Annotated in this window: 17 protein-coding genes; 11 read left to right on the top strand and 6 right to left on the bottom strand. The window is 67.9% G+C overall.

Annotated features, from left to right (window positions below; genetic code table 11):
- Positions 1-3: 3 nt before the first annotated feature.
- Positions 4-360: an ArsR/SmtB family transcription factor gene (locus JJL56_RS15970; RefSeq protein ID WP_200485608.1), complete on the bottom strand. Its 357-nt coding sequence runs from the start codon at positions 358-360 to the stop codon at positions 4-6.
- Positions 361-378: 18 nt separating this feature from the next.
- On the bottom strand, positions 379-600 hold the full coding sequence (locus tag JJL56_RS15965) for a hypothetical protein (protein WP_200485607.1): 222 nt from the start codon (positions 598-600) through the stop codon (positions 379-381).
- A 297-nt stretch (positions 601-897) separates the two neighbouring features.
- On the opposite strand from JJL56_RS15965, the gene JJL56_RS15960 reads away from it, so the two are divergent.
- The 6 genes from JJL56_RS15960 to JJL56_RS15935 all read left to right on the top strand — a co-directional run bounded on the left by JJL56_RS15960 (position 898) and on the right by JJL56_RS15935 (position 7,723).
- Positions 898-2,178 (top strand): efflux RND transporter periplasmic adaptor subunit, encoded by a 1,281-nt coding sequence (locus tag JJL56_RS15960; RefSeq protein ID WP_200485606.1) that lies wholly within the window; start codon positions 898-900, stop codon positions 2,176-2,178.
- Between the two features lie 10 nt (positions 2,179-2,188).
- Complete coding sequence (locus tag JJL56_RS15955) at positions 2,189-2,902, top strand: ABC transporter ATP-binding protein (RefSeq protein ID WP_200485605.1); 714 nt, start codon at positions 2,189-2,191, stop codon at positions 2,900-2,902.
- Complete coding sequence (locus JJL56_RS15950) at positions 2,902-4,107, top strand: ABC transporter permease (protein WP_145628062.1); 1,206 nt, start codon at positions 2,902-2,904, stop codon at positions 4,105-4,107. The genes JJL56_RS15955 and JJL56_RS15950 overlap by 1 nt, the downstream gene beginning before the upstream one ends.
- Positions 4,108-4,274: 167 nt before the next feature.
- Entirely contained in the window at positions 4,275-4,625 is a 351-nt protein-coding gene (locus JJL56_RS15945) for an HPF/RaiA family ribosome-associated protein (protein ID WP_145628064.1), read from the top strand.
- Positions 4,626-4,724: 99 nt separating this feature from the next.
- Complete coding sequence (gene ppsA, locus JJL56_RS15940) at positions 4,725-7,148, top strand: phosphoenolpyruvate synthase (RefSeq protein WP_200485604.1); 2,424 nt, start codon at positions 4,725-4,727, stop codon at positions 7,146-7,148.
- Entirely contained in the window at positions 7,145-7,723 is a 579-nt protein-coding gene (locus tag JJL56_RS15935) for an NAD(P)H-dependent oxidoreductase (RefSeq protein ID WP_200485603.1), read from the top strand. Before ppsA ends, JJL56_RS15935 begins: the two co-directional genes overlap by 4 nt.
- A 34-nt stretch (positions 7,724-7,757) precedes the next feature.
- Here the strand turns inward: JJL56_RS15935 and JJL56_RS15930 are convergent, their stop codons facing one another.
- Positions 7,758-8,489 (bottom strand): phosphoribosyltransferase, encoded by a 732-nt coding sequence (locus tag JJL56_RS15930; protein ID WP_247889605.1) that lies wholly within the window; start codon positions 8,487-8,489, stop codon positions 7,758-7,760.
- Between the two features lie 222 nt (positions 8,490-8,711).
- On the opposite strand from JJL56_RS15930, the gene JJL56_RS15925 reads away from it, so the two are divergent.
- The 5 genes from JJL56_RS15925 to JJL56_RS15905 all read left to right on the top strand — a co-directional run bounded on the left by JJL56_RS15925 (position 8,712) and on the right by JJL56_RS15905 (position 12,599).
- Positions 8,712-9,284, top strand: coding sequence for an Hsp20/alpha crystallin family protein (locus JJL56_RS15925; RefSeq protein WP_200485602.1), 573 nt, complete (start codon positions 8,712-8,714; stop codon positions 9,282-9,284).
- 90 nt (positions 9,285-9,374) lie between these two features.
- Positions 9,375-9,893: a BCAM0308 family protein gene (locus JJL56_RS15920; protein ID WP_145629533.1), complete on the top strand. Its 519-nt coding sequence runs from the start codon at positions 9,375-9,377 to the stop codon at positions 9,891-9,893.
- A gap of 50 nt (positions 9,894-9,943) precedes the next feature.
- Entirely contained in the window at positions 9,944-11,305 is a 1,362-nt protein-coding gene (locus tag JJL56_RS15915) for a nicotinate phosphoribosyltransferase (protein WP_200485601.1), read from the top strand.
- 47 nt (positions 11,306-11,352) lie between these two features.
- On the top strand, positions 11,353-11,586 hold the full coding sequence (locus JJL56_RS15910) for a hypothetical protein (protein WP_200485600.1): 234 nt from the start codon (positions 11,353-11,355) through the stop codon (positions 11,584-11,586).
- A 26-nt stretch (positions 11,587-11,612) separates the two neighbouring features.
- Positions 11,613-12,599: a ribose-phosphate diphosphokinase gene (locus JJL56_RS15905; protein ID WP_145629536.1), complete on the top strand. Its 987-nt coding sequence runs from the start codon at positions 11,613-11,615 to the stop codon at positions 12,597-12,599.
- Here JJL56_RS15905 and JJL56_RS15900 read toward each other — a convergent pair.
- From JJL56_RS15900 to JJL56_RS15890, 3 genes are all read right to left on the bottom strand, one after another.
- Positions 12,577-14,289, bottom strand: a complete 1,713-nt coding sequence (locus JJL56_RS15900) for a long-chain-fatty-acid--CoA ligase (protein ID WP_145629537.1) — start codon at positions 14,287-14,289, stop codon at positions 12,577-12,579. The two genes, JJL56_RS15905 and JJL56_RS15900, sit on opposite strands and share 23 nt — an antisense overlap.
- A 76-nt stretch (positions 14,290-14,365) precedes the next feature.
- Positions 14,366-14,890 (bottom strand): hypothetical protein, encoded by a 525-nt coding sequence (locus JJL56_RS15895; protein WP_200485599.1) that lies wholly within the window; start codon positions 14,888-14,890, stop codon positions 14,366-14,368.
- 36 nt (positions 14,891-14,926) lie between these two features.
- Entirely contained in the window at positions 14,927-15,991 is a 1,065-nt protein-coding gene (locus tag JJL56_RS15890; protein WP_145629540.1) for a hypothetical protein, read from the bottom strand.
- Between the last annotated feature and the right edge of the window lie 3 nt (positions 15,992-15,994).

The following is a 15,994-nucleotide window of genomic DNA, read 5'->3' as shown; positions in this document are numbered from 1 at the left end:
GCATCAGGCGTCGTGGTCGCATCCGTCGGGACCACACGGGACGGCCTGGATCAGGTCGGCGGAGCAGAGTTCGGGACGGCCCTGGCAACAGTCCTCCATCAGGAAGGCGATCAGCCGGCGGGTGCCCTCATAGTCGGACGCATAGAAAATCTGCCGCTGCACCCGCCAGGAGCGGAGCAGGCCGGCGCGTTCCAGCGTCGCCAGATGATGGGACAGGGTGGAGGCCGGAACCCCCACCTGCTGGGCAATCTCGCCCGCCGTCAGCCCGTTCGGCCCCACCTTGATCAGCAGGCGGAACACGGCCAGACGGGTTTCCTGGGCGAGCGCGGCGAAGGCGTCGATGGCGGTCTTGCTTTCCATGATTCGACAATAGTCGAATTATCGATGTGAGGCAATCAGCTGAACACCTCGACAAGCCGACGTTGAGCAAGAGATCAGGCGGCGAAAGTTGTAGGCGAGCTTGGCGATGCCGATCTTCACCGTCGCGCGACCGAGGCCGGCGGCCAGGGTGAACCAGGGGAAGCACCGGAGCACCCGCAACGCCAAGGCTTTTTGAGGTGTCCAAATGCGCGGACCGAAAGCCATCTTCTGCGCAATCAAGACGGCAGTCCTCCAGGGAGGTGCCGGATCGCGAGGAACTTACGGCGGCTGGGCTGCGTGATGCTTCCTCCCCGGCGGATGGACAAACGCATGGCCCAAGCCTACGGACAGGATTTGCGGGATCGTTCGAAGTAGCGCCCCTTGAAGTCCGGCACGGCTTAGTTCTGCCCAGCCATTCCGCCGGATCTGGGTCAACTCTGCAACAGAGCTTTCAACGGCGCCCCGTTGATTCAAGTCATGGCATTTCCCGCGTCTCCGGACAACGTTTGTCAAACGCACTTGGCGGAAGAGGTCGCGATGACTGGACTCTTGCCACGGGAAGGGCCGGCGGACATCGAAGCGTTGCTGGGGCTGGACCGTTTGCCCCGGAACGCTTTGGGTGTGGTGCGCATCGGACGTGCCTGGTTGCTCGCCGTTAGTCTGGCCGCTCTGCTGGGCGTGGTTGTCTACTTCCTGCTTCGCTCCTCCACCGACAACATCCGCTACGCAACCGAACCGACGGTTCGCGGCGACCTGCACGTGATCGTCACCGCCACCGGCAGCGTCCAGCCGACAAGCCAAGTCGAGGTTTCAAGCGAGCTGTCCGGCACCGTGCGCCGGGTTCTTGTCGATTACAACAGCGTGGTCGCCGCCGGTCAGATGCTGGCGGAACTGGACACCGACAAGGTCATGGCCAGCGTGGACAGTTCCCGCGCCAAACTGGCCGCCGCCGAGGCGAAGGTCGCCCAGGCGGAGGTCACCGTCGTCGAGACCGCGCGCGAACTCGATCGCAAGCAGACGTTGGTTCGCACCCGTGCAGGCACGCTTCAGAACCTGGACGTGGCGAGAGCGCTCCGCGACCGGGCCGTGGCGGCGCGGGCAAGCGCGCGGGCCGATGTCGGGGTGGCCGAGGCCGAGTTGACGCTGAATGAGTCGAACCTGCGCAAGACGGGCATCGTTTCGCCCATCGACGGCATCGTCCTGAAACGCAACATCGATCCCGGCCAAACCGTTGCCGCCACCTTTCAGGCGCCGGTGCTGTTCTCCATCGCCGAAGACCTGCGCCGGATGGAGGTGCAGGTTGACGTGGACGAGGCCGACGTCGGCAAGGTGCGCGAAGGACAGTCGGCCCGCTTCTCCGTCGATGCCCACCCCGATCACCATTTTCCCGCCGTCATCCGCGAACTGCGCTACGCCCCGGAGACGGTGCAGGGCGTCGTGACCTACAAGGCCATTCTTACCGTCGACAACAGCGCCATGCTGTTGCGTCCGGGCATGACCGCGACGGCGGAGATCGGTGTGCAGGACGTGGCGGACGCGCTTCTCGTGCCCAACGCCGCCCTGCGCTTCACGCCGCCAGTGGAGGCGGCGGGCCAAGGCGACCTGCTGAAACGGATGATGCCCGGCATGCCGCAGTTCCGTTCCCCAAGTCCGCAGGAGCCCAGCGGCCCGTCGCGCACCGTGTGGACACTGCGCGACGGCGCCGCGGTGGAGGTGCCGGTCGTCACCGGAGCAAGCGACGGCCGGAGGACCGAGATTCTCCAGGGAGACCTGACGGAGGGTGCGGTTGTGATCGTGGACACGGCACCGACCCCCTGAGGAGGGCAGCATGCCCAGAGCCGACGGACCGCCACTCATCGAGTTCAAGGGTGTGAGCAAGGTTTTCGGCAGCGGCCCCGCCGCCGTCCCGGCGCTGAACGCGGTCGATCTGAGCATCGACCGGGGGGAATTCGTGGCGATCATGGGACCGTCGGGGTCCGGCAAGTCAACGGCGATGAACATCCTCGGCTGCCTCGACGCCCCGACCTCCGGGACCTATCGCTTCATGGGCGTCGACGTCGGCCGCTTGAACCGCCACCAGCGCACGCTGCTCCGCCGCCGCTACCTGGGCTTCGTCTTCCAGGGCTTCAACCTGCTGGCCCGCACCAGCGCCGTGGAGAATGTGGAGCTTCCTCTGGTCTACCGAGGCACTCCCACGACCGCCCGCCGCCGGCTTGCGCGGGAGGTTCTGGCCCGTGTCGGGCTGGAAGGGCGCGAGGACCACACGCCGGGCGAGTTGTCCGGCGGCCAGCAGCAGCGTGTCGCCATCGCCCGCGCCATCGTCACCGACCCCGCCGTTCTGCTGGCCGACGAGCCGACCGGCAATCTCGACAGCCGGATGAGCCTGGAGATCATGAACCTTCTGGGGCGGCTGAACCGCGAACAGGGCATCACCGTCGTCATGGTCACGCATGAGCCGGACATGGCGGCCCACGCACGGCGCATCATCCGCTTCGTCGATGGCCGCATCGACAGCGACGCCTCCAGCGAAAGGGCCGCGTGATGCTCGTCGAGGCCGTCAAGCTCGCGCTCCAGGCGATCCGCCGCAACGCGCTGCGCTCCTTTCTCACCGTGCTCGGCATCATCATCGGTGTCGGCGCCGTCATCGGCATGGTGACCATCGGCAACGGCACCACCGCCCGGATCACCGCCGACCTCGCCAAGCTCGGCACCAACCTGCTGTTTGTGCTGCCCGGACAGGTCGGCCCCGGACGCGCCAGTTCCGACGCCAAGCCCTTCAACAACCGCGACATCGAGGTGATGCGGGCACAACTGACCGGGGTGCAGGCGGTCGCGCCGGTGGCGCAGAAGTCGGTGCCGGTGATCTACGGGACGGAAAACCGCAACACGGTGGTGACGGGAACCGACAGCGGCTATTTCGTCGTGCAGAATTGGGCGCTGGCACGGGGGCGCGGCTTCCACGAGGGCGAGGAGCGCGCCGGGCGTGCCGCCTGCATCGTCGGCCAGACCGTCCGGGAGACGCTGTTCGGCCGTACCGACCCCATCGGCGAGACCATCCGCGTCCACAACGTCTCATGCGAGGTGATCGGCCTTCTCGAAGCGAAGGGGCAGTCGAGCTTCGGAACCGACCTGGACGACACGGTGCTGATGCCTCTGCGCGCCTTCCAGCGGCGGATCGCCGGAAACATGGACATCGCGCGCGTCTACGTCTCGGCGCGGAACGGGGTCGATACGGCCAAGGTGCAGACCGGCATCGAGCGCCTGTTGCGGGAGCGGCGCAACATCACCCCCGGCAAGGAGGACGATTTCTCCGTTCGCGATATGAAGCAGGTCGTGCAGGCCACCGCCGGAGCGACGGCGGTGCTCACCGGCCTTCTGGGCGCGGTGGCGGCGGTCAGCCTGCTGGTCGGCGGGATCGGCATCATGAACATCATGCTGGTGTCGGTGACCGAAAGGACGCGGGAAATCGGAATACGCCTCGCCATCGGCGCCCTGGAGGAACAGGTGCTGATGCAGTTCCTGGTGGAGGCGGTGGTGCTGTCCCTGTTCGGCGGCATCCTCGGAATCGCTTTGGGGCTCGGGCTGGCGATTGTGACGACGGCCGCGCTGAACGTCCCGTTCCTCGTCGATCCCTTCATCATCCTTGTGGCGTTCGGCTTCTCCGCCGTGGTTGGAATCCTCTTCGGCTACATCCCGGCCCACCGCGCGGCCCATCTCGATCCGATCCAGGCACTGCGCCATGAGTGACGGTTCCGTCCGTTCAAACGCGCGCGGCGCGAACGCCCGCCCCCGATAGCGCTGGTGTTCCTTTACCTGGGTTAAGGCTCCCCGGCCCTCGCACCCCGATGATGATCCCGGCGGCGCCGTAGCCAACGGGCCGCGATGACGATGCGACCGACCGCCGGAGGAGCGCCATGCAACCGTCGCTGCAGATCACCTTCCACAACATGGACCCCTCGCCCTTCCTGGAAGCCTGTGTCCGCGAGCATGCCGCCAAACTGGAGCGATTCTTCGAACACATCATGGCCTGCCACGTGGTCCTCGATGCGCCGCATCGACACCACCACAAGGGCAAGCTCTACACCGTCCGGATCGACCTGACCGTTCCGGCAGGAGAACTGGTCGTGCGCCACGCCAAGCCCGCCGACCATGCCCATGAAGATCCCAAGGTCGCCATACGCGACGCGTTCGACGCGATCCGCCGGGAGTTGGAAGACTACGCGCGCCGCCGCAGGCAGGACGTGAAGACCCATACGGCGTCGTAGGCGTCGCGTCTCCGCTCTCCGCCCGGGATCAATCACCGAAGCGCCCGGCGCCGGACATTACGCCACCAGCGCCGACGACATCACCTTGGGAGGCCGGCCATGCCGGACAGTTCGTACATCCGCTGGTTTTCCGATCTTGGTCGTGACGATGTCGCCCTGGTGGGCGGCAAGAACGCCTCGCTCGGTGAGCTCCATCGGCGCTTGAAACCGCTGGGGGTGGAGGTGCCGGACGGTTTCGCCCTGACCGCCGCCGCCTTCCGCGACGCGCTGACCGCCGCCAACGCCTGGGACGGCCTGCACGCGCTGCTGGACGACCTGGACAAGACGGATGTGGAGCGTCTGGCCCGTGCCGGGGCCCGCGCCCGCGAGATCGTCTACACCGCCGGCCTGACGCCGGACATGGAAGCGCAATTGCGCACGGCCTTCCGTGCCCTGCTGGCCGAATACGGGGAAGGCCTGACCGTGGCGGTGCGCAGCTCCGCCACCGCCGAGGATCTGCCGACGGCCAGCTTTGCCGGGCAGCACGAGACCTACCTGAATGTGGCGGGCGAGGCGATGCTGCTCGACGCCGTGCGGCGCTGCCACGCCTCGCTGTTCACCGACCGCGCCATCTCCTATCGGATCGACCAGGGCTTCGACCATTTCAAGGTCGCGCTGTCGGTCGGTGTGCAGAAGATGGTGCGCTCCGACCTCGCCTCGGCCGGGGTGATGTTCACGCTCGACACGGAATCGGGATACCGGGATGCCGTGTTCATCACCGGCGCCTATGGGCTGGGGGAAACGGTCGTCCAGGGGACGGTCGATCCCGACGAGTTCTATGTGCACAAGCCGACCTTCCGGAAGGGCCATCGCGCGGTGCTGCGGCGGCGCCTGGGCGAGAAGCTGGTGAAGATGGTCTACCGCTCGGGCCGCACGCGCGAGCCGACGCGCACGGTCCCCACCCCCGGCGCTGACCGGGAGCGCTTCTGCCTGACCGACGGGGAGGTGCTGCGGCTCGCCGAACAGGCGATCCGGATCGAGGACCATTACGGCCAGCCCATGGACATCGAATGGGCCAAGGACGGGCAGGACGGCGGTCTCTACATCGTCCAGGCGCGGCCGGAGACGGTCGCCTCCCGGCGCTCGGCCCTGGAGCTGGAGACCTTCGTTCCGGAAGGGAAGGGCACCGTACTCGTTTCCGGGCGCGCGGTCGGCGGGCGTATGGCCGCCGGGGCCGTCCGTGTGGTGACCGGCGCCCACCATCTGTCCGCCTTCCGCCCGGGCGAGGTGCTGGTGGCCGACACCACGACGCCCGATTGGGAACCGGTGATGAAGACGGCCGCCGCCATCGTCACCAACCGGGGCGGCCGCACCTGCCACGCCGCCATCGTCGCCCGCGAGCTGGGCATTCCCGCCGTGGTCGGGGCCGAGCGCGCGACGGAGGCCCTGCGCGACGGTCAAACAGTGACCATCTCCTGCGCCGAGGGCGACACCGGCAAGGTCTATGACGGCGCCGTGCCGTTCCATGTGGAGCGCATCGACCTCGGTCGGCTGCCGCGCCCACAGACGCGCATCATGGTGAACCTCGGCAACCCCGACCAGGCCTTCCAGACCGGCCAGCTTCCGGTGGACGGGGTTGGCCTGGCGCGCATGGAGTTCATCATCAGCGAGGCCATCAAGGTGCATCCGATGGCGCTCGTCCATCCGGAGCGCGTCGAGGATTCCGACGTCCGCGCCCACATCGCCCAACTGACCTGCAGCCACCCCGACGGCGGCGCCTACTTCGTGGAGCGTCTGTCGGAAGGGATCGGCACCATCGCGGCGGCCTTCTTCCCGCGCCCGGTCATCGTTCGCCTGTCGGACTTCAAGACCAACGAATACGCTTCCCTGATCGGCGGGCGGTGGTTCGAGCCGGTCGAGGAGAATCCCATGCTCGGCTTCCGGGGGGCGGCGCGCTACGCCCATCCTGCCTACGAGGAGGGCTTCGCGCTGGAATGCCGGGCGCTGGTCCGGGTGCGTGCCGAGATGGGATTGACCAACGTGAAGGTCATGGTCCCCTTCTGCCGCCGCCTGGAGGAGGCGGACCGGGTGATCGCCGCCATGGCCCGCCATGGGCTGGAGCGCGGGCGCGACGGGCTGGAGATCTACGTGATGTGCGAGATCCCCAACAACGTGCTGCTGGTGGACGAGTTCGCCCAACGTTTCGACGGATTTTCCATCGGGTCGAACGACCTGACGCAGCTCACGCTCGGCGTGGACCGCGACAGTCCGCTGGTCGCCTTCGACTTCGACGAGCGCGATCCCGGCGTGCTGGCATTCCTGCGCCAAGCCGTGGAGGGCGCGCGTCGCAACGGCCGGCCCTGCGGAATCTGCGGCCAGGCACCCTCGGACTATCCGGAAATCGCCGAGTTCCTGGTGCGGCTCGGCATTGATTCCATCAGCCTGACGCCTGACAGCGTGCTGAAGACGTTGCGCGCCGTCGTGGAGCTGGAACGAGGGCTCGGCCGTGTCCCGCGCAACCCTGAAACGGGAGATCCATCATGAAGCACGTCGTCGTCTTCGCACACCCGCGCTCCGGCAGCTTCATCCGGCAGGCCGCGGGGGCCTATGTGGACGAGTTGGAGCAATACGGACATTCGGTCGAGGTGCGCGACCTCTACACCATGGGTTTCAACCCGGTCCTCTCGGAGGAGGAGCTGGCCCGCGCGGGTCCGGTGCCCGAGGACGTCCGGCGTGAGCAGGAGATCATCGCCGGGGCGCAGGCGATCACCTTCCTGTTTCCGATCTGGTGGGCCGGAATGCCCGCCATGCTCAAGGGCTATGTGGACCGGGTCTTCACCTACGGCTTCGCTTGGGAGATGCGCGGCGAGGAGATCAAGGGCAAGCTGCACGGACGCAAGGGGCTGATCGTCACCAGTTCCGGCGCGCCGCTGGACTATCTGGAAGCGGTCGGGGAAATGCAGGCCTTCAAGGTCACGCAGGACGTCGCGATCATGGGACTGTGCGGCATCAAGGTGGTCGAGCATGTGCATTTCGACGATCTGGGGCCGAACACCACGCCCGAGCGGATCGACGACAACATCCGCCGCATCCGCGCCGCGGTGCGCGTCCATTTCTGAACCGATGCCCTGAGCGGCGGACTTCATCCGCCGCTCAGGGCGCACGATCATTCGATGACGGGGCGGCCGTGGGGCGCGTGCGCGACGCCTCGTCCAGCAGGTGGACGACCTCGGCATCATCGAGTTGGTGAAAGTCCTCGTAGAAGGCGCCGATGGCGTCGAACGGGTTCGGAGCCTGGAGACAGACAATCTCATCGGCTTCGACCCGCAGCTCCGACAGGACGTCGAGCGGCGCCACCGGCACCGCCAGCACCGTCCGCCTCGGCCTCGCCCGGCGCACCGACCGCAGGGCGGCGAGCATCGTCGCGCCGGTCGCGATGCCGTCGTCCACGAGGATGGCGGTGCGCCCGGCCACCGGCACCCGCGGACGGTCGCCGACATACACGGCCCGCCGGCGCTCGATCTCCCGGAGCTGCCGAACCTTTTCCTCTCCGATCCAGGATTCGGGCACGAAATCCGCGACATCCGGGTTGATGACGGTTTCGACGCGGCCGCCATCGGCCACGGCGCCGACGGCCAGCTCCGGCTGGAACGGGGCGCCGATCTTGCGCACGAGCACGAGGTCGAGCGGCGCGTGGAGCGCCCTCGCCACCTCCACCGCGACCGCGACGCCGCCGCGCGGCAGAGCCAGGACGACCGGTTTCTCGTCGCCCAGATGGGCCAGCCGCGTAGCGAGGCGTCGTCCGGCCTCGCTCCGGTCACGGAACCGGAACGGCACGCCGGGGCCGCTCATCGTCGTCGATCGTGGCGTGTCTGATCCCGGCATCGTGCTGTCCTCCGCTGGCCGCTGTGCGACGTGTTTAAGCGTCCATCCGGGAAAGCCCTCTTCACACAGGTTAAGCGCACCTCCGGCCACAGGGGGTGGAGCTACCTCCTCATCGCCTGGCCCCGGTCAGGGAGGGCTTGATCCAGGTTAACCTCCCTGGGTCGCTTTGGGTCGATAGAGGAGACGACATACACGCTACCGCAACAAGGAGGAGACACTCCTATGGCCGACACGAACCTGACGGAAAAGCCAAAACAGGGCGAAACCTCCCAGCAGGGCATCGCCTCCACCGGCGTGGCCGCTCAGCAGATCGCCGCCCGCAACCGGCACCCGATCCTGGCGTTGCGCGACGAGTTCGACCGGTTGTTCGACGAGGCGTCGTCGATGTTCCGCTTCCCGTGGAGCCGGCGTTCGCCGTTCGATCTGGAACCGTTGCTGCGCGCAGAGTTGGAGGGCGCCGCGTTCGCGCCGCCGGCCGAGGTCGAGGAGCGGGCGGATGAGTATCGGGTGACCATGGAAATGCCCGGCATGGACGAGCAATCCGTGGACCTCAGCGTCCAGGACGACGTCCTGTCCATCAAGGCCGAGAAGAGCGAGGAAAAGGAGGAGAAGGACGCCAGCCGTTACGTCTCGGAGCGGCGCTACGGCCTGTGCGCGCGGTCGTTCCGCCTTCCCGCCAATGTGGACCGCGACCGCATCGCGGCCAGCATGAAGAATGGCGTCCTCACCGTCGTCCTTCCCAAGACCGAGCCGGGCCAACCGTCCAAGCGGAAGATCGACATCGCGAAGGCCTGAACGGCCCAGAGTCGCGGCCCGGAGTCGCGGCCCGGAGTCATCGAGTGCCGGGCAACGCCGGCACTCCCTTTCCTTCACCGGTAGGTTCCCATGGGCGAGCACATCCACGAACCGCGTCCCCACGATCAGCGTCCGCAACCGGCCCGTCGCGACCGGCTGATCCAGGAGCATGTCCACGACCCATACAAGCGGGCAGCCAAGATGTCCGATCCGACGGTCTGTCCGCAATGCGGCGCCGTCTACCACCATGGGCGGTGGAGCTGGGGGCTGCCCGCCGTCGATGCCGTGAAGCAACTGTGTCAGGCCTGCCACCGCGCCAACGACCGTTACCCCGCCGGCACCGTGACCCTGTCCGGCGGCTTCGTCGGCCCGCATCGCGACGAGATCCTGGCCGCCGTCCATCACCAGGAGCGCCTGGAAAAGGACGAGCATCCCCTGCACCGCATCATCGGCATCGAGCATCGCGACGGCGACATGGTGGTGACGACCACCGACGTGCATCTGCCCCGCCGCATCGGCGAGGCCCTGCACCACGCCTATGCCGGCGACCTCGACCTCCACTACGACAAGGACGCCTACTATGTCCGCGTCGCCTGGAAGCGCGACTGAACCGGGACCTGTCGGGCATTCGCGCCTGAGGGCGTGGGAAAGGGACGGCCATGCCGGAGTCGGACGGAGACTGGGATGGCAACAGCCTGCTGCTGACGGACTATTACCAGCTCGCCATGGTCCAGGCCTATGTCGAGCATGGCCTGACCGACGTGGCGTCGTTCGAGCTGTTCGTGCGCAAGCTGCCACCGGGGCGGAACTTCCTGATGGCCGCCGGCCTCGAACAGGCGGTGGCATTCCTGGAGAACGCCCGGTTCGCCGCGGACGAGATCGCCTGGCTTCGCGACGAGGGCCGGTTCTCCGGCGCGGCCGTCGAGGCGCTGGCGAACTTTCGGTTCAGCGGGGACGTGGACGCGCTGCCCGAAGGGACGGTCTTCTTCGCCCACGAGCCGATCCTGCGGGTGACGGCGCCGTTGCCGCAGGCGCAGCTCGTCGAAAGCCGCCTGATCAACCTGATCCATCTGCAGACCGTCATCGCCTCGAAGGCGGCGCGGCTGGTGCTGGCGGCGCGGCACCGCCCGCTCATCGATTTCGGGCTGCGCCGGGCGCATGGGGCGGAGGCGGCGCTGCTGGCCGCAAGGGCGAGTTATCTGGCGGGGTTCGCCGGAACCGCGACGGCGCTGGCCGCCAAGCGCTTCGGCATTCCCGCCGTCGGCACCATGGCCCATTCCTTCATACAGGCCCACGCCAGCGAGAGGGAGGCCTTCGCGAACTTCGCGCGCTCCCGCCCGCGACGGCTCGTGCTGCTTCTGGACACCTACGACACCGAAGCGGCGGCCAGGACCGTGGTCGCGCTGGCCCGCGATCTGGCCGGCGAGGGTATCCGGATCGACGGCGTGCGGCTCGACAGCGGTGATCTGGCCGCCCTCTCCCGCAAGGTGCGGGGAATCCTGGACGAGGGCGGCCTGGACGAGACGCGCATCATCGCCAGCGGCGGCCTGGACGAGGCGGGGATAGCCGACCTTCTGGACGGCGGGGCGCCCATCGACAGCTTCGGCGTCGGCACCAGCCTTGGGACCTCCACCGACGCGCCGGCGCTGGATTGCGCCTACAAGTTGGTGGAGTACGCCGGCCTGCCGCGGCGCAAGCGGTCCGCCGGCAAGGCAACGTGGCCCGGACGCAAGCAGGTCTTCCGGCGCTACGGGCCGGAGGGGCGGATCGAGGCCGACCGGCTTTCGACCCTGGACAGCGACGAGGAGGGTCGGCCCCTGCTGGTGCCGGTGGTGCGCGGCGGCCGGCGGGTGGCGCCGCTGCCGGACCTTCCGGCGATCCGGGCCCATGCGGCGGCGGAGTTGGCATCCCTTCCGGAAGCCCTGTCGCATCGGACCTCCGGGCTTCCTCTCCTGGTGGAGATCGCTCCGATTCTGGAACGCCTTGCCCGGGAGGCGGACCGGCGGGTCGACACCATGTGAAGCAGAGCCTCGACCGGACGGACGGGGCGGAACGGATGGGTGGTGTCATGGATTCCTATCTGCATTTGGAATACATCGTGGAACGGCAGCAAAAGGCGTGGACCGTGCGCATGCAGGGCGGTGACTGCGCCGGCTTCTTTCCGTCCCGGCGTGATGCTCTCAAGGCGGCGCTCGGAGATGCGGAGCGGGTGTGCGATCTCGGCCACCATGTGGACGTGTACGCCAGACGTGTGGACGGCAGCCTGAGACGGGTTGCGGCGCGCCCCGCCGACCGGCCATGAGCCGTGTCCGCCCGGAGGAGGCTCCCATGGGAAACGATGGCATCCTGCTCTTCGATCTGGACCCGGACTGGGGCCATGGGGCGCGGATCGCCCGGCATCTGGAGGTGCCGGTGAGCCTTCACGAGGAGCGGGGCTTCGAAGACGGGGAACTCAAGGTCCGCCCGCTGGTGGGGGTGCGCAACAGGGACGTCTACGTGGTGCAGTCCCTGCAAGGCGATGCGCAGCGCAGCGTGCACGACAAGCTGTGCCGGCTGCTGTTCTTCGTCGGCGCCGTGAAGGACGCGTCCGCCGCGAGCGTGACCGTCGTCACGCCCTATCTGGCCTACGCGCGCAAGGACCGGCGGACCAAGCCGCGCGATCCCGTGACCCTGCGTTATCTGGCCGGCATGATGGAGGCGGTCGGCGTGGACCGGGTGGTCGCGGTCGATGTCCACAACGAGGCGGCGTTCGAGAACGCCTTCCGATGCCGCACGGAGCATCTGGAGGCGCGCAAGCTGTTCGCGGCGCATCTGGCGCCGCTGGTCGGCCAGGGTGGCGTGTCCGTGGTGTCTCCGGACGTCGGCGGGGTGAAGCGGGCCGAACGGCTCCGGGAGACCCTGGAGCATGCCTTGGGCCGCGACGTCGGGCTCGCCTTCATGGAAAAGACGCGCAGCGGCGGCGTGGTGCGGGGCGGAACGCTGGTCGGCGACGTCCAGGGGCGGACGGTGGCGATCCTCGACGACCTGATCAGCACCGGCACCACGATGATGCGCGCCGCCTCGGCCTGCCGCGCGGCGGGCGGAGGCCCGGTCTTCGCCCTCGCCACGCACGGGCTGTTCGTCGGCGGCGCCCCGACGGTCGTCGCCTCGCCGCTGTTCGACCATGTCGTCGTCACCGACACGCTGCCGCCGTTCCGCCTGCCGCAGAAGCTGGTGTCCCGCCGCGTGACGGTTCTGGCAACGGCCCCGCTGCTTGCGGAGGCCATCGCCCGCATTCACGGTGGTGGGTCGGTCAGCGGTCTGCTGGCCGATTGACCTCCCGGTCGTCGCCCCCTGGCCGTTCGGGGATGAGGTCGCGTTTCAGAATCTTGCCGATCGTCGAGGTCGGCAAGGCCGTGCGGAACTCGATCCGCTGCGGCTGCTCGAAGCGTGACAGGCGGTGGGCGAGGAAGGCGCGCAACTCCGCCTCCGACAGCGTGGAGCCGGGCTGTGGCACGACGAAGGCCCGGATCGACTGCCCGCGCACCGGGTCGGGCTCGCCCACCGCCGCGGCATCGACAACCTGCGGATGCTGTTTGATGACCGCTTCGACGGTGCGCGGGTAGACATGCTGCCCACCGGTGACGATCAGATCCTTCAGACGGTCCACGATGTGAAGGTAACCGTCACCGTCGAGAAAGCCGATGTCCCCCGTGTGCAGATGCCCCCCGTCCATCGCCTGTGCCGTCGCCGGCGCGTCCTGCCAATAGCCGGCCATCAGTTGCGGTCCGCTCACGCACACCTCGCCGATGCGGCCTGGGGATTGGAGCGTGCGGTGATCGTCCAGCGAGACGATCTCGACCAGGGTGCCCGGCAGCGGCAGGCCCGCCGAGCCCGGCCTGTTCAGGCCGCTGAACGGGTTGCAGGTCACCACAGGTGAGGCCTCGGTCAGGCCGTAGCCTTCGGCCAGGTAGGCCCCGGTGAGCTGCTGGAAGCGCTCAAGCAGCAGCGGCGGCAGGCTGTCGCCTCCCGACACGCACAGGCGCAGCGACGACAGATCATAGCGGTTCAGATGGGGAAAGGCGGCAATGGCCTGGAACAGGCGCGGCACGCCGCTGAGGATGGTCGGGCGTTTGCGCTGGATGGTTTCCAGGATCTCGCGCACGTCCACCCGCGGCAGCAGGATCATCTCAGCCCCCAGCGCCAGGGCGAAGTTCATCACGCCGGTCATGCCGAACACATGGAACAAGGGCAGCACCGCCAGCACCCGTTCGCGGCCCGGTTCGGCGCCGGTGAACCAACGGCGGCACTGGATCGTGTTGGCGTAAAGGGCCGCATGGGTCAGGACGGTCCCCTTGGGAACGCCCGTCGTGCCGCCCGTGTATTGCAGCACCGCGGGGTCGGTGCGCGGCTGCACCGCCACCGGGCGAGGCGCGCCACGGTCGGCGAGCAAACGGCGGAAACACACATGCCGGTCGTCCCGGGGGATGTGGGCCACGTCCCGGCGTTTGAACAGCCGATAGGCCCAGTTTCTCGGAAATGGCAGGGCGTCGGCCATGCGCGCCACGACGACCGTTCGAAGCCGGCCCGGCCACCCCAGCGCGTCGAGCTTGGCGCGGAACGGGACGAGGTCCAGCGTGATCAGAACCTCGGTTTCGGAATGCCCGATCTGATCGGCCAACTGGGCGATGGAGGCGAGCGGGTTGAGGTTCACGACAACGCCGCCGGCCTTCAGGATGGCGTGAAACGCGATCACCGAATAGGGACAGTTCGGCAGCAGAAGAGCCACCTTGCCTCCCTTTCCGACGCCCAGCTCCTGAAGCCCGCGCGCGGCGCGATCGATCAGCTTGCCGGTCTGTCGGTAGGTGATCCGCTTTCCATAGAAGTCGAGGCAGACGGTGTTCGGAAAGGCGGCGCAGGCCTCCTCCACCAGCCGGTACAGCGGCTGCTCGGGGATGGGGGTGCGCCAGTCGAGCCCGGCCGGATAGGACGCTTCCCAGGGCTGACGTCCGTTTGTCGGCGGCATCGTCGCGCTTTCCATGGCGTGCCCCTGCAATGAAGGAAACCATCGGGAACCCGGTGCGGGTGCGTTTCGGCGGCCGTCACATCATGTCGCCCGCTCCCGTCTCCGCTTCGAAGGGGTTGATGCCCGGCCGTCCCGGCCGCCCCGCCACGCAGTCGAGCAGGGCTGGAATGGCCTTGCTCGTCCCGGTCAGCAGGATGGACACCGTGCTGCGCCGTCCATGGACGGACAGGCTCGATCCGCTCATGAGGGCATCGAGCAGGTCGCGCGTCAACGGCAGGCCCAGGTCGAAGATGTCCGACACCGGGACCTCGACGATGCCTTGCCCGGTCCAGCGCCGGTCGATGCTGACGACGACGTCATAGACGGCACCGGTGGACAGGTCGAAGTCCGCGCGGAAGACATGCAGCCGGAACGTCCTGAAATCGCCGGTGACCGTCATTGCGATGGCGGCATCGATCTCCGGGCGCCCATCGATCCGGTATTCCGAAAGGAGCAGGCAATAGCCCGCGCCATCGCTTTCCAGTCTCCAGCCCACCACCCGGTCCTTGCCGTAGGCCAGTTCCGGAGCAAAGCCGGTCGTGGCGATCAACAGTGCGAGCATGCGCCCCATAAACCTGCGCTCCATTGTCGGAAGCTCCTATCCTTGACCGATGGGTCGCACGGTGGCCAAACGCAGATAGGCGTCGATGCGGGCGAGCCAGTCGCCACGCCGGTCGCCCGCCGCCTCGTCCAGCCGCTCGGCGGCGAGGCGCGCCCGCAGGCTGGCGCGGAAACTGCGGTAAAAGGCGATCAGCCGCCGGTCGGCTGCATCGCCGCTCCAGGCACTGTAGAGGTCGAGAATGGCGTCGCCGACCCGTCGGGCGCCAAGCCGCTCGCATTCGAGAGCCAGATAAGCCAGTTCGTCCACCGGGTCGAGCAACCGCAGGTCGCGGCTGAACTCCAAGCAGTCGATGATTCGGGGCATGCCATCAAGGAAGACATGCTCGGGCCGCAGGTCGCCGTGCCCCTCGATGATCCGCCCCTCCGCCGCCCGCGCCCGAAGCAATTGGCCGTGTTCTGACAGAAAAGCGACCTGCGTCGCGGCGGCGGCGCGGGCTCGTTCGGCCAGCGGACCGGTCACCCGGGGAACCGTCACGTCGAGATTGCGGCCAATGTCCGCCTCGAAACGCCGCTGATAGTCGGCTGACGTCATCGGTTCCGCCAAGCCGCCTTGGAAGAACACCGTCAGGACGAGGCCGAGCCGCTCGATGTCGGCCGGTGCCGGAGCGCCGGCCCGGATGCGTTCGTCCAAGCGCCGCTCCTGCGGCAGTCGCACCATCCACACCAGCCAGTCGGCTATCAAGTCCCGCGGACCAGGGCGTCCCCCGAGACGGAACGAGCCGTCCGGACGGGCGAGCAGACCGACCACGCCGAGGTAGACATCGGGCGCCAAGCGGCGGTTCAGCCGCATCTCCGTCAGGCAATTGCTTCGCCGGGCGGTGAGGGACGTGAAATCCACATAGGGCAGACGCATCGGCTTTTTCAGCTTGTAGGCGTATCGTTCGGTCAGAAAGACCCACGACAGGCGTGTTTCAATGGTCTCAACCTGTTGCGGACGATCCGGATAGGCGTCGGGCCTGCGCAGAAAGGCGATCTTCGCGTCCGGCGAGACGCAAGCTTCCCTCGTCTCCTGTGGAACGGCGATAATGCGCGGGTCCGCCACGGT

Origin of the sequence: Azospirillum aestuarii, assembly GCF_016632405.1 — a bacterium.
GTDB classification, from domain to species: Bacteria; Pseudomonadota; Alphaproteobacteria; order Azospirillales; family Azospirillaceae; genus Azospirillum; species Azospirillum aestuarii.
This window is presented reverse-complemented; position numbering and strand designations above follow the sequence as displayed.

Coding starts and splice junctions, on each gene's coding strand:
- JJL56_RS15970 (WP_200485608.1), bottom strand. CDS start 360: ATGGAAAGCAAGACCGCCATCGACGCCTTCGCCGCGCTCGCCCAGGAA.
- JJL56_RS15960 (WP_200485606.1), top strand. CDS start 898: ATGACTGGACTCTTGCCACGGGAAGGGCCGGCGGACATCGAAGCGTTG.
- JJL56_RS15955 (WP_200485605.1), top strand. CDS start 2,189: ATGCCCAGAGCCGACGGACCGCCACTCATCGAGTTCAAGGGTGTGAGC.
- JJL56_RS15950 (WP_145628062.1), top strand. CDS start 2,902: ATGCTCGTCGAGGCCGTCAAGCTCGCGCTCCAGGCGATCCGCCGCAAC.
- JJL56_RS15945 (WP_145628064.1), top strand. CDS start 4,275: ATGCAACCGTCGCTGCAGATCACCTTCCACAACATGGACCCCTCGCCC.
- ppsA (WP_200485604.1), top strand. CDS start 4,725: ATGCCGGACAGTTCGTACATCCGCTGGTTTTCCGATCTTGGTCGTGAC.
- JJL56_RS15935 (WP_200485603.1), top strand. CDS start 7,145: ATGAAGCACGTCGTCGTCTTCGCACACCCGCGCTCCGGCAGCTTCATC.
- JJL56_RS15930 (WP_247889605.1), bottom strand. CDS start 8,489: ATGCCGGGATCAGACACGCCACGATCGACGACGATGAGCGGCCCCGGC.
- JJL56_RS15925 (WP_200485602.1), top strand. CDS start 8,712: ATGGCCGACACGAACCTGACGGAAAAGCCAAAACAGGGCGAAACCTCC.
- JJL56_RS15920 (WP_145629533.1), top strand. CDS start 9,375: ATGGGCGAGCACATCCACGAACCGCGTCCCCACGATCAGCGTCCGCAA.
- JJL56_RS15915 (WP_200485601.1), top strand. CDS start 9,944: ATGCCGGAGTCGGACGGAGACTGGGATGGCAACAGCCTGCTGCTGACG.
- JJL56_RS15910 (WP_200485600.1), top strand. CDS start 11,353: ATGGATTCCTATCTGCATTTGGAATACATCGTGGAACGGCAGCAAAAG.
- JJL56_RS15905 (WP_145629536.1), top strand. CDS start 11,613: ATGGGAAACGATGGCATCCTGCTCTTCGATCTGGACCCGGACTGGGGC.
- JJL56_RS15900 (WP_145629537.1), bottom strand. CDS start 14,289: ATGCCGCCGACAAACGGACGTCAGCCCTGGGAAGCGTCCTATCCGGCC.
- JJL56_RS15895 (WP_200485599.1), bottom strand. CDS start 14,890: ATGCTCGCACTGTTGATCGCCACGACCGGCTTTGCTCCGGAACTGGCC.